This is a genomic window from Shewanella metallivivens (genome assembly GCF_028750675.1).
GTDB lineage: Bacteria > Pseudomonadota > Gammaproteobacteria > Enterobacterales > Shewanellaceae > Shewanella > Shewanella metallivivens.
In genome coordinates this window covers 72,897-86,063 of the sequence record NZ_JAQQPZ010000015.1, presented here as the reverse complement: position 1 = coordinate 86,063, position 13,167 = coordinate 72,897, and the positions used below count along the sequence as shown (strand labels likewise).

The following is a 13,167-nucleotide window of genomic DNA, read 5'->3' as shown; positions in this document are numbered from 1 at the left end:
TATGACTCAATACATCGATATCGCGGTTAACCTGCTTAGCGAAAGGTTAAAACACGACATAGATTCGATCATTCATGATGCGGCAAAACAACATGTTTCGCCGCTAATCGTTATTGGCAGCGATTTAGATGAAAGCGCTGAAGCCAGCGCTGTTTGCCAACAATATCCCCAGCAATTATTCAGTACCGCAGGTGTTCACCCTCATCATGCATCAACTTGGCAGCCCCAAAGTCGCCATACGCTTAGACAACTTACAGCACAGCCAAGTGTTGTTGCCATTGGTGAATGCGGCCTAGACTATAATCGTGATTTTTCTCCACGGCCTGCTCAACGACAAGCCTTTGCCGAACAATTAGCGTTAGCTTGTGAACTCAATATGCCAGTGTTAATGCACTGTCGCGATGCCCATCAAGACTTTATTGCCATTGTGAATGAATATCGCAGCGCATTACCTAAGGGCTTATTACATTGTTTTACCGGCACAAAAGAGGAACTTGAAGCCTGTTTACATGCCGATTTATATATTGGTATTACTGGCTGGATTTGCGATGAGCGTCGTGGGCAAGAACTCGCGACGTTAGTACCACTTATTCCTAACAACCGCATAATGGCTGAAACTGACAGCCCCTATTTATTACCTCGCAGCATGCGCCCTAAGCCTAAGTCGAGTAAAAATCTGCCGCAATATTTACCTTATATTGTTGAGTGTATGGCGGCTCTACGCCAACAAACACCTAATGAACTGGCGCAACATTGTTATCGAAATAGCAGTGAGTTTTTTGGGTTGAACGTCCCCCCACTGATGGTTGACGATTAATGAAGAGGCTTAACGGTGCAGGTTTATCATTAAAAAGCAGCTTAACCCTTATATTGGGCTTATGTTTATTACTGTTGAGCCAACTCTGTTGGGCAAACGCAATACAAACGGTGCCTTTAAGGTTAACCTCTGATTCAATTACTAAAATTGATTTAAAAGACTGGGTTTATATAAATAATAGTAAAGATATCAGCCAGCTCACCAAACTGTTAGAGCAACCTGCAAACACCTGGAAGAAATTACCCAATGATAAGCCAAATCAAATAGGTGTAAGTAATTACTGGCTGACATTCAGTATTTATAACCCCGATGATTACCTCACACGGATTATCGCTTTAGATAATCCACTACTCGACAGTATTGTGATTTATCACTTTATTAATGGTGAATTAATTGGCGCTGAAAAAATGGGTGACTCACTTCCCTTCACTCACCGCCCGCTGCAAAGTAATATTTTTTTATATCCTATTGATTTACAACCCGGTGATACTCACAAGTTTTATATCAAAATAGACAGCCTAGGCAGTGTTAATACACCGATGGTGTTATGGTCACCAAATGATTTAACTCAAATAACTGAAACCAAAAACTTATATATTGGTTTGCAAATTGGATTATTAATTGCGATTAGCCTATTCAGTTTATTTATCGCCTTTGCTTCATTGTCGTTCAGCTACAGTTATTATAGCGGCTATGTGCTAGGGCTAACCTTACTTACAGCCAGCATACATGGTGTTTCATTTCGTTATTTATGGCCTAATTGGCCCATAATGCAGCAATACATCTTTACCTTTGTCATTCCATTAACATTGGGGTTTTCCTTAATGTTTACCGAAAAAGTGTTACAGCTTAAATACCATAATCTCAAAATGCTGCGTATTTGCCGAGTAATGGCTTTCATGGCATTTTCGCTTGCCGCTGTAATGCCATTTATGCCTTATAGCTCAGCGATTTATATCTTAGTCTTTGTCGTATTAACCATTAGTACCATCTTAGTGACATTTTCACTTATTCAGGCGTTTGTCGGTCAACGCAATGCCACTTTATACGCCATAGGCAGAATTGCCTTATTGGTGGGTTGCATCATGACTGGCTTACTGTATCTCGGCTTGTTAAAGCTTAATATCGCACCTCACGTCCCCACCATGATAGGGCTAACTTGTGAGGTGATCATTATGGCGGGCGTGCTCGCATTACGTTACAACGATGAGCGTAAAGCCAAGTTTAAAATTCAGCAACAAGCACTGGAGCAGGCACAACGCATCAGAGAAACTCGCGAACAAGCATTGCTCGCTGAGTCAGAAAACAGTGAAAAACTCGAACAAATGGTCCAAGAGCGCACGTTAGAGCTAGAAATCACGCTAAGAGAACTTAACGAAGCAAACCAAAAACTGACTGAGCAAAATACCATTGACAGTCTCACTGGGGTAAAAAATCGTAATGCCTTCGACCGTCGCCTCCTTGCTGAGGGGCGCATTAGCCGTCGTCAGCAAACACCAATGGCACTTTTGATGGTAGATATCGACAAATTTAAAGACATTAATGATAAATTTGGCCATCTTACTGGTGACTACACCATTAAAATGATTGCTAAAATATTGAATGAATATTTAAAGCGCCCAACCGATCTCGTATCACGTTTTGGTGGTGAAGAGTTTGCTATCATCCTGCCAAGTACCGAAGCGGAAGGTGCCCAACAAGTTGCCGAACAGATCCGCCAAGCAATTAGCGAATCAAATATAGTACATAACGATAATCATATACCGTTAACGGTAAGTATTGGTGTGAGTGCAGATATTATCGACAGCGATGAGCACCCCATGTTATTACTCGAGCAAGCAGATAAAGCCCTGTATCAAGCAAAACGCAGTGGCCGAAACAAAGTGTGTTATTACACCCTCAAAGCAGACCAGATTTAATCCAGGAGTCGAAATTGAATATTATTACTAGTGCCTTTCCTCAGCGCAGAATGCGCCGCATGCGTAAACATGATTTTAGCCGTCGCTTAATGTCTGAAAACACGCTAACGGTAAATGACCTTATTTACCCTATGTTTGTATTAGAAGGCTTTCAGCGTACTGAAAAAGTGGCCTCTATGCCGGGTGTTGAACGTTACTCCATTGACTTGTTATTAAAAGAAGCTGCCGAGTTAGTTGAGTTAGGGATCCCACTGATTGCTTTATTCCCTGTGACGCCTGTGGATAAAAAAAGCTTAATGGCAGAAGAGTCTTACAATCCAGACGGCTTAGTACAACGTGCCGTACGTGAACTAAAACAAGCCTTTCCGCAGTTAGGCGTTATGACGGACGTGGCATTAGACCCGTTTACCACACACGGTCAAGACGGCATTATTGATGACACCGGTTACATCCTTAATGACATCACTACGGAAATCTTAGTTAAACAAGCCTTATCTCACGCCGAAGCCGGTGCCGATATCGTTGCGCCATCAGACATGATGGACGGCCGTATTGGCGCGATTCGCGAAGCATTAGAAGAAAAGGGTTTTGTGAACACCCAAATCATGGCGTACTCCGCTAAATATTCTTCAAGTTACTATGGGCCTTTCCGTGATGCTGTCGGCTCTGCAGGCAACTTAAAAGGTGGCAACAAGCATAGTTACCAGATGGATCCAGCCAACAGTGATGAGGCATTACACGAAGTCGCACTGGATATTCAGGAAGGTGCTGACATGGTGATGGTGAAACCAGGTATGCCTTATTTAGATATCGTTCGCCGAGTCAAAACAGAACTCGCTGTACCGACTTTTGCATATCAAGTCAGCGGTGAATACGCTATGCACATGGCCGCGATTCAAAATGGCTGGCTAGCTGAAAAAGCCATTGTAATGGAATCATTACTTTGCTTTAAGCGCGCTGGTGCTGATGGCATCCTAACTTACTTTGCCAAACGTGCTGCGCAGTGGTTAAAAGAACACAATTAGTATCAATTGTTCAATTTAATTTCAGTGATTAAAAACAAAGCCAATCATCTCAATGATTGGCTTTATTTTTTTAGTGATCTAGCTAGCATCAACACCATCTTAGCCTTAACAGATAATCATTAGCATGTTTGAATACACGCAAGCATTATCTCCAAGTATTTTCTTCTTAAACGAGGCATTATCATGCACAATAACGTTAAAACATTTTTAGCCACTAGCGTACTCTTTTTTAGCACGCAATTATTACCGATGACGGTATCCGCAAATTCAGGTTGCGCGTTTGAAGAAGATCAACAAGGCTTTATTGCGACATGCAGCGAGGAGAAAGAAGAAGTGATTTTAACCGGTGTAATTGAACCGCAAACCCTAACGACCACATTACCCGGCTACGCCGACGGTTTTGCCAGTTATCAAGTTGATGCACAAGCCGTAGCAGCACTTAAAGCCATTGATAAACCGACGCAAATTACTGTTATTATTGGTACTTGGTGCCCAGATTGCCACCGTGAAACGCCGCACTTTATGCGCGTACTTGAAGCCGCTGCCAACCCTAATATTCAAGTAGAATACATCGGTGTTGATCGTAACAAACAAGACTCTGAAGGACTGGCCGCTAAGTATGCATTTAGCCGTATTCCAACCTTTATTGTTAAACAACAAGCTAATGAGTTAGGCCGGATTGTTGAACGTCCAAAAGTCACTTTGGAAGCAGACCTTGTTGAAATATTAAAATAATTATTTTTTAATATTTTAATAAACCCAAAAAAATAGGTCGCCATGGCGACCTATTTTTATGTTAAAAATGCCCAAGTCATTCTTTATCGAGTTGCTTAGCAGCAATTCTATCGGCCAATAGTTGCAATACACCTTCACGCAACGCTCCACCAGCAAGATGCAAACTGTTGATAGACAAGCTTTCAAACAACGCGATTAGTATCGCAACACCTGCGGCAAAGGTAGGTGCTTGTTCAGGATCAAGGCCGTTTATGCCCGCTAAACTCGCATCATGTTGTGCCAAAATTTCGGCCTTAAAAGCCAATAAAGTCTGTTGAGTGATAATGGCTGAACATTGCCTGTGTTGTAAGACTGACACAACCGATTGCACTGCACCTGAAGCGCCAAGCACAGCTTGCCATCCCAGCAACAATAGTTGCTCAAGATGTTCACTCATCATCACATTGACGTATTCAATGGCTTGTTCAAAATCAATATTTTGCAATGGATATTGATTAAAAAAACGCTGATTAAACAACACACAGCCCATCGGTACACTGGTTTTAAACAACACTTTGCTGCCATCACCAATAATAAACTCGGTGCTCGCACCACCAATATCAATCACTAAACGACGGCCATCACCTTGTGTTGTTGCGACCATACCTTGATAAATCAGTTCTGCTTCACGCAGGCCAGAAATCACTTCGATGGGGTGCAGCAAGATGGGCAACGCGCGACGATGAAACTCATCGGCATTATTGATAACCCGTAACGTCGCCGTGGCAAATACAGCGACGTTATCACTGGCTATATGATGTTGCTCAAGCATTGATGCAAACATGGCTAAACAGTCTAAGCCTCGCAGCATAACATCTTCAGACAAGTAACCATCATCACCAATGCCTTCGGCTAGGCGCACTTTACGTTTATATTTGGCGATAACGGTAGGTTTATGGCCTACGGTTTGAGCAACTAACATATTAAAACTGTTAGATCCTAACGTTATCGCCGCATAAGGCTGAGATACGTTCGACACTGGCATTTATTGTGGTCTACGAGTCCTGTGACGTGGTGGACGGCTATTGCCACCACTACGATGTGCGCCTTTATTTGCGCCACCATCACGGGTACGCGAAGTGGGGTGCTTACGATGTATACGCACTGGTGGTGGAATATCATCTAATAACGCATCACGGTCGTAATTAGTCACCGGAATTGAATGGGCAATGTAGGTTTCAATCGCGGGTAAATTCAGTGCATATTCTTCACATGCAAAACTTACCGACACGCCGGTTTTACCCGCACGACCTGTACGGCCAATACGATGGACATAATCTTCACAGTCATCGGGTAAATCGTAGTTATACACGTGCGACACATCAGAGATATGTAATCCACGCGCAGCAACGTCGGTTGCGACTAACACATCTAAATCACCTGTCGTAAACTGCTCAAGAATACGGATACGTTTCTTTTGCGGTACATCGCCAGTTAACAACCCAACACGATGACCATCACCTTCTAAATAAGACCACAGTTTTTCACAGCTGTGCTTTGTGTTCGAGAACACAATGGCTTTATCTGGCCAATCTTCTTCGATTAGCGTGAGCAATAAGCGCATTTTGTCTTCCATCGATGGGTAGAATATTTCCTCTTTAATGTTTTTAGAGGTTTTTTCTAACGGTTCGATTTCAACTTTTTCAGGATCGTTCATGTGATCATAAGCTAATTCCTGCACTTTCATAGAAAGCGTAGCAGAAAACAACATATTTAATCGTGACTGAGCATCAGGCATTCTGCGGAATAAAAAGCGAATGTCTTTAATAAAGCCCAGATCAAACATGCGGTCGGCTTCATCAAGCACCACAGCTTGAATATGGTTTAAACTAATCACACCCTGACGAACGTAATCAATGATACGTCCGGTGGTACCAATTAAAATATCCACGCCCTTGTCGAGCACTTCTCGTTGGGTTTCATAGCTTTCGCCACCATAAACAATACCGACTTTAAGGCCGGTATGTTTAGCGAGCAAGTTAGCATCTTTGGCAATTTGAATTGCCAGCTCACGAGTTGGCGCCATGATAATTGCGCGAGGTTCAGTTGCTTTGCGGCCCTCTGGCGCTGCAACGGTAAGCAAATGGTTAAAAGTGGCCACTAAAAAGGCCATTGTTTTACCGGTACCGGTTTGGGCTTGTCCGGCAATGTCTTTTGCTTTTAGTAAAATAGGTAAAGATAACGCCTGAATTGGCGTGCAAAACTCAAACCCGTTTTCATTTAATGCCGCAAGTACTTCAGGCTTTAAAGGGAAGTTGGCGAATTTTTGGGTCGATAAATGTGTTTGGCTCATAGCACAAGCATACCTGTAGGGGTTGCAAAAAAAGATTCGATCGTTTGAAATAGCTACATTATTAAAACGGTCTCTTGAAAAGCTATTTAACTGACCCAATATACATGGTAAGCCATTAATAAACTAGCAATGGAACCAAATCTGGAGAACAACATGAGCGATAAAATTGTATACCTTAGCGATGACAGCTTTGAAAACGACGTATTAAAGTCTGATTTACCGATTTTAGTAGACTTCTGGGCTGAGTGGTGTGGTCCTTGTAAAATGATCGCCCCAATCTTAAACGACGTTGCTGAAGAGTATGCAGGTAAGTTGACAGTGGCTAAATTAAACGTTGACCAAAACAACGTGTCTCCTGCTAAGTATGGCGTACGTGGTATTCCAACATTGCTTATGTTCAAAGGTGGCGAACTAGTGGCAACTAAGGTTGGCGCACTCTCTAAAACACAATTAAAAGAGTTCATTGACGCTAAAATCTAAGCTTCAATTCTCTGAAAAGTGTTAATCGGCACAAGTTTTATACAATTTGTGCCGTTTTTAGATCAAAATTGGTCTAAATTTCTGGACGCCCAAGCCATATAGTGCTAATTTATTCATCAGATTTTTTCAAATAACCTCTTCTCGTTTATCAATCATATATTTCTTTTCAACCTTACTGATTGATTGCGGTAAGCTTCGTCGCGTAACACAAGACTCCCATACATGAATTTAACAGAATTAAAAGACACGCCCATTTCGGATCTAGTTTCTCTTGCTGAAAGCATGAAATTAGAAAACATGGCTCGTACTCGTAAGCAAGATATTATCTTCTCTATTTTAAAAGCTCACGCTAAAAGCGGAGAAGACATCTTCGGTGGCGGTGTATTAGAAATCCTCCAAGACGGATTCGGGTTTTTAAGAAGTTCAGACGGCTCATACCTTGCGGGTCCTGATGATATCTACGTATCGCCAAGCCAAATTCGCCGCTTTAACATGCGCACCGGTGATACCATTTTTGGTAAAATCCGCCCGCCAAAAGAAGGCGAAAGATATTTCGCACTGTTAAAAGTCAATGAAGTTAACTTCGATAAACCAGAAAGCTCGCGCAACAAAATCCTGTTTGAAAACTTAACCCCACTTCATGCTGAAGAACGCTTGCGTATGGAACGTGGTAATGGTTCAACAGAAGACATTACCGCGCGTATTCTTGATTTATGCTCGCCTATCGGTAAAGGTCAACGTGGTTTGATCGTCGCACCACCAAAAGCGGGTAAAACTTTATTACTGCAAAACATTGCGCAAAGCATTACCTATAACAACCCTGATGTGGTGTTAATGGTATTACTCATTGACGAACGCCCAGAAGAAGTAACCGAAATGCAACGCCTTGTAAAAGGTGAAGTGATTGCCTCTACCTTCGATGAACCTGCAAGTCGTCACGTGCAAGTAGCTGAAATGGTGATTGAAAAAGCCAAGCGTTTAGTTGAACACAAAAAAGACGTAGTGATTCTATTAGATTCGATCACTCGTTTAGCACGTGCCTACAACACTGTTATCCCATCGTCGGGTAAAGTATTAACCGGTGGTGTTGATGCTAACGCCCTTCACCGTCCTAAACGTTTCTTTGGTGCTGCGCGTAACATTGAACACGGTGGCAGCTTAACCATTATCGCAACGGCCTTGGTTGATACCGGTTCGAAAATGGACGAAGTGATTTACGAAGAATTTAAAGGTACAGGTAACCAAGAGTTACACCTTTCTCGTAAAGCCGCTGAAAAACGTGTTTTCCCTGCGATTGATTTCAACCGCTCTGGTACCCGCCGTGAAGAAAAACTGACGACACCAGACGAACTTCAGAAAATGTGGATTTTACGTAAAATTCTTAATCCAATGGACGAAGTTGCAGCAATGGAATTCTTAATTGATAAATTGGCAATGACCAAAACCAATGAAGAGTTCTTTACTGCGATGAAACGCGCTAAGTCTTAATACGTCGATTATCGATAAAAAAATGCCGCTAACCTAGGTTAGCGGCATTTTTTATTTATCGGTTTCGCAACTTACCATTTCCATTAATTATGTGGCCAATCAGAGTCGCTCAGGCTGTTTAATTTAAGGCGCATTATTGAAAATGGTGATTCCCTTCTTAGGGTATTACAACAAAGAAATGGACCGTCTGAGTGTCTCTTGCAAGTCGGTTTTCTATGCTGCTTATACCAATCCGCATTAAAATGTGCTCTTTTAGCGAAAGTTATCAGTGAGGCATTCGAGGCAGCTTTTTGAGGGCATAGTGCACTAGGTTATAGTGCACTACGTTAAGAAAGGCTAACAAAGAAGACCACGCTGATAAATTCGCCCTTCGGGGTTGCGTCACAAACCCCATTACGGCTTCAAATGACGTTGATGTAAATGACTTCACCTGCAGTCATTTTCATTGTACTGGGTCTAGTGACACAGCCTAAAATAGATCACATTCTAATAAGGATTGCTATTACGGCCGGCTGTATGGATGAAAAAGGGAGGGCAACTATGCCTACAATCTTATTACTTGCCTAGAATCCGCCTTGTTTAAGGTTTAAGCCCTTTTAAACTCTTGCTGAGACATCACTTATTAACGCGGAATGGTATTAAAATCAAAACAGCCGCCAACTGCTATAATTTACGCAGTGGGCGGCTGTTATTGTTTGGAAATAAACCCCGTTAAATTAAGTTATATTAGTGACACTTATGGCCATTTTGCGACGTAGATAAGCAATTTGTTGCATATGCGGTAAATCTTTAGGGCATGTATCTTGGCAGCCCAACAAGGTCATACAACCAAATACCCCATCTTGGTTACCAATAACATGATAAAAATCATCACTGGTACGACTATCACGGCTGTCGAGTTCAAAGCGGGCAATTTTCATTAATCCTACCGCACCCACAAAGGTGTCACGCATTTGCTTAGTTGCGCACGCCGATACACACACGCCACATTCTACGCAACGCTCAAGTTCATAAAGTTTGGCTGCCTCTTCTGGTGCCATAGGCGCTTCAATGCGATGAATGTCCATGTCGGTGTCGTTGGGTTGTAACCACAATTGCAAATGTTCTGCTAATTCACGCATAAATTTACCGGTATTAACTGATAAATCACCAATCAACTCAAACCCTGGTAAAGGCATTAAACTTATTTCAGCACTTGGGAAATTAGCCGTTAGGGTACGGCAAGCCAGTGTCGGTTTACCATTAATCACCATGGCGCAACTGCCACAAATACCCGCACGACAGACAAAATCAAACTGCAACGATGGGTCTTGCGTCTCACGTAATTTGTTTAATGCAATAAACACCGTCATGCCTGGGGTTTCGGTAATATAATAATTCACCATTTGCGGCTTATCGTTAGGATCTTGTGGATCATATCGAAATATTGAAAACGTCAATTGACGGGCTTGGCTCATTTGGCAGGATCTCCTTTAACATCGACGTTATCAAACAATCTTTGGTTGGCTGGCATAAAATCATCAGGTAACTCATAAGGCATAATGGCCGCTTGTCTTGCCACGCGATCGCTTGGATTATCTAATTCTGCCAATATTTGCTCAATTTGCTGCTGGCGTATCACGGTATCAGGATGAGCAATAGCATTGTTAGTGCCATAACCTCTATACCCTGGTGGTAACTCCATAGACAGCACATCGATGGGTTCATAGCTTAATGTAGGCACTAATGCGTTTTCGTCTGGCCATGCACTGAGCGTACGATTGAGCCAATCGCGGTCATTTCGTTCAGGGTAATCTTCACGCGAGTGCGCTCCACGGCTTTCGGTACGAGCATGAGCACCGCTAGCCACAGTTAAGGCAACCTTTAACATGCGTTTTACTCTTAAAGCATCAACTAATTCAGGGTTAGCGTGACGTTTTTTACACGTTAAGCCAATATTACGTGAACGCTTAAGCAACTCACTTAACTCATTTACAGCTTGTTCGAGTTGAGTGCCATTACGAAAAATGCCAACGTAATCCATCATGATTTTCAGCATTTCTTGCTTAATCGTCATCGTTTTTTCGGTGCCGCCACCTTCAATTAATTCGGTAATTTCACTGTCGATTTGTCGGCCAAAGTGTTCAATTAACTTTGTATCAATGGTTAAGGTTGCTTGCTGACAAAAATCTGCCACATATTGACCAATGATCATCCCTCCCACCACGGCTTCAGCCAAAGAGTTACCCCCTAGGCGATTAAAACCATGCATATCCCAGCACGCAGCTTCTCCGACGCTAAAGAGCCCTGATAACTGCGGACTTTCACCATTAGCTTTAGTGCGGATACCGCCCATTGAATAATGCTGTGTTGGCCTCACGGGGATCCATTCTGTCACAGGGTCAATGCCTAAGAAGTGCTGACAGATCTCTTTGACTTCACGTAAATTGGTATCAATGTGTTTTTTGCCCAGCAAAGTGATGTCTAACCATAAATGGGGTCCATAAGGGCTATCTACGCCCTTGCCTTTGCGAATATGTTCGGTCATTCGTCGCGATACAACATCGCGCGAGGCGAGCTCTTTTTTATCGGGTTCGTAATCAGGCATAAAGCGGTGGCCATCTTTGTCACGTAATACACCACCGTCACCACGACATCCTTCTGTGGTTAAAATCCCCACCGGCACAATGGCTGTCGGGTGAAACTGTACCGCTTCCATATTACCTAATGTCGCGACACCGGTTTCTAGCGCTAACGCCTGACCAATGCCTTCGCAAATAATCGCATTGGTCGACACTTCATAAATGCGGCCATAACCACCAGTCGCAATCGTTGTCGATTTAGCAACATAAGCCCTTATTTCACCGGTAATTAAACAGCGTGCAATCACACCATGACACCGTTTGCCATCATGGATAATTTTTAGTGCTTCCATACGCTCATGAACCGGAATGCCCATTGAGATAGCACGATTATCGACAGCGTATAATAATGAATGCCCTGTACCATCGGCGGTATAACAAGTACGCCACTTTTGAGTACCGCCAAAATCACGCGCATTAATTAAGCCATGGGCTTCTTTTGCCTCGGTTAAAGTCACTTTTTGCGCATTAACGATAACCTCACGGTCACCTTGGCTCACTCGGCTCCACGGCACGCCCCAATGGGCGAGTTCGCGTACGGCTTTAGGTGCACAATGTGTAAACATTCTGGCAACTTGCTGATCGCAGCCCCAGTCAGACCCTTTTACAGTATCTTGAAAATGCACATCTTCATTGTCGCCCATCCCTTTTACAGTGTTAGCTAAACTGGCCTGCATACCGCCTTGGGCGGCAACAGAATGAGAACGTTTAGCCGGAATAAGTGACAGTACTATGGTGTCGAGCCCACGCTCTTTAGAGGCTATCGCAACCCTAAGGCCAGCTAAACCAGCCCCGACAACTAAGGAATCGGTATAAATAATTTTCACAACATATCCTTATTACAAACCAGGTACAAAAGGCACCACAGGCAAACTCAATGAACGGCCAATAATGATATAAGCCACTAGACTGGCAACACCAAGCACCATTAAATAAGCCAGCATGACCTTAGCTAACTTCAATAGCGCAAATCGCTGAGTGATTAGACCCCATTTAACCGACACCCGATACAAACCAAAAATGGCGTGTATTGTGACTGCCGGTAATAACAGCACATATAACACCCAAGCATTTTGATATACCACTCGCTCGGCTGATAAATGCGGGCCAATTTCAGGATTAGTGATCATGGTAAACAGGTGCACAGGCACTAAGAAGAACAGTAAAAATCCACTGACCATTTGCCAGAACCAAATTTTGGTATCTTCATGAGGTAAAAATTTCATCTGTTGACGCAGGGCTCGCCACTGGCCAATTTGAGTAGGAAAACGCCTTAATGCAAATACGGCATGAATAAGCACAACCAACAACATTACGACAGAAAAGATTTGCGTAAGAATAGGAAAGCCATGTCCGGTTTCACTAAAAATACCGCCTTCGAGAAATTGTGCTACCTGATAAAAAGCCTCTTTACCCAGTAAAATACTCGACTCAAAATGCAAATGCATAATAAGAAACAACCCAAGTAACACACCCGAGGCACTTTGCAATCTATCTGCTCGAGCCGCCCAAATAGGATGAGAAAATCCTTTGGCGTTATAACGACTCAATATATTTTTTGCAGGTAGAGGGTTTACGGCCATAAACATTACATCCTGTGCTGACACAATAAGAGACAATGAACATAGCAAGTCTTTCATCACGACAGCACTGTTCGCAAAACAATACGTGACAATGCTCACTATTATTTACAGTTAGTTAGACCCTGGTCACAAATCCAGCGTCACTCGTCTACAGGCTTTTACAAATA

At 42.9% G+C, this 13,167-nt stretch carries 11 protein-coding genes; 6 read left to right on the top strand and 5 right to left on the bottom strand.

The window, feature by feature from the left end; genetic code table 11:
* Position 1: 1 nt before the first annotated feature.
* The 4 genes from PQR79_RS18530 to PQR79_RS18515 all read left to right on the top strand — a co-directional run bounded on the left by PQR79_RS18530 (position 2) and on the right by PQR79_RS18515 (position 4,496).
* Positions 2-817 (top strand): TatD family hydrolase, encoded by an 816-nt coding sequence (locus PQR79_RS18530; protein WP_238103053.1) that lies wholly within the window; start codon positions 2-4, stop codon positions 815-817.
* On the top strand, positions 817-2,736 hold the full coding sequence (locus tag PQR79_RS18525; protein ID WP_274408610.1) for a sensor domain-containing diguanylate cyclase: 1,920 nt from the start codon (positions 817-819) through the stop codon (positions 2,734-2,736). Before PQR79_RS18530 ends, PQR79_RS18525 begins: the two co-directional genes overlap by 1 nt.
* Positions 2,737-2,750: 14 nt before the next feature.
* Positions 2,751-3,761, top strand: a complete 1,011-nt coding sequence (hemB, locus tag PQR79_RS18520; RefSeq protein WP_238103057.1) for a porphobilinogen synthase — start codon at positions 2,751-2,753, stop codon at positions 3,759-3,761.
* 183 nt (positions 3,762-3,944) lie between these two features.
* Positions 3,945-4,496 carry a thioredoxin family protein gene (locus PQR79_RS18515; RefSeq protein ID WP_238103058.1) on the top strand — a complete coding sequence of 184 codons (552 nt, stop codon included), beginning with the start codon at positions 3,945-3,947 and terminating at the stop codon, positions 4,494-4,496.
* A gap of 76 nt (positions 4,497-4,572) precedes the next feature.
* Here PQR79_RS18515 and PQR79_RS18510 read toward each other — a convergent pair whose 3' ends face one another.
* Both PQR79_RS18510 and rhlB read right to left on the bottom strand, forming a co-directional pair.
* On the bottom strand, positions 4,573-5,520 hold the full coding sequence (locus PQR79_RS18510; protein WP_238103059.1) for a Ppx/GppA phosphatase family protein: 948 nt from the start codon (positions 5,518-5,520) through the stop codon (positions 4,573-4,575).
* A complete protein-coding gene (rhlB, locus tag PQR79_RS18505) occupies positions 5,521-6,828 on the bottom strand; it encodes an ATP-dependent RNA helicase RhlB (protein ID WP_238103060.1) in 1,308 nt (435 codons plus the stop codon).
* Between the two features lie 153 nt (positions 6,829-6,981).
* Here rhlB and trxA point away from each other — a divergent pair, with 153 nt between their 5' ends.
* Entirely contained in the window at positions 6,982-7,308 is a 327-nt protein-coding gene (gene trxA, locus PQR79_RS18500) for a thioredoxin TrxA (RefSeq protein ID WP_238103061.1), read from the top strand.
* A gap of 222 nt (positions 7,309-7,530) precedes the next feature.
* Positions 7,531-8,796, top strand: a complete 1,266-nt coding sequence (rho, locus tag PQR79_RS18495; RefSeq protein WP_238103062.1) for a transcription termination factor Rho — start codon at positions 7,531-7,533, stop codon at positions 8,794-8,796.
* 716 nt (positions 8,797-9,512) lie between these two features.
* Here rho and PQR79_RS18490 read toward each other — a convergent pair.
* From PQR79_RS18490 to PQR79_RS18480, 3 genes are read right to left on the bottom strand one after another with little or no spacing between them, the layout of a single operon-like run.
* The gene (locus PQR79_RS18490; protein ID WP_238103063.1) at positions 9,513-10,253 is read right to left on the bottom strand and encodes a fumarate reductase iron-sulfur subunit; all 741 of its coding nucleotides are present in this window, start codon (positions 10,251-10,253) and stop codon (positions 9,513-9,515) included.
* On the bottom strand, positions 10,250-12,244 hold the full coding sequence (locus PQR79_RS18485) for a fumarate reductase flavoprotein subunit (RefSeq protein ID WP_238103064.1): 1,995 nt from the start codon (positions 12,242-12,244) through the stop codon (positions 10,250-10,252). The genes PQR79_RS18490 and PQR79_RS18485 overlap by 4 nt, the downstream gene beginning before the upstream one ends.
* Before the next feature lie 12 nt (positions 12,245-12,256).
* Positions 12,257-13,000, bottom strand: a complete 744-nt coding sequence (locus PQR79_RS18480) for a fumarate reductase cytochrome b subunit (RefSeq protein ID WP_238103066.1) — start codon at positions 12,998-13,000, stop codon at positions 12,257-12,259.
* Positions 13,001-13,167: the final 167 nt, after the last annotated feature.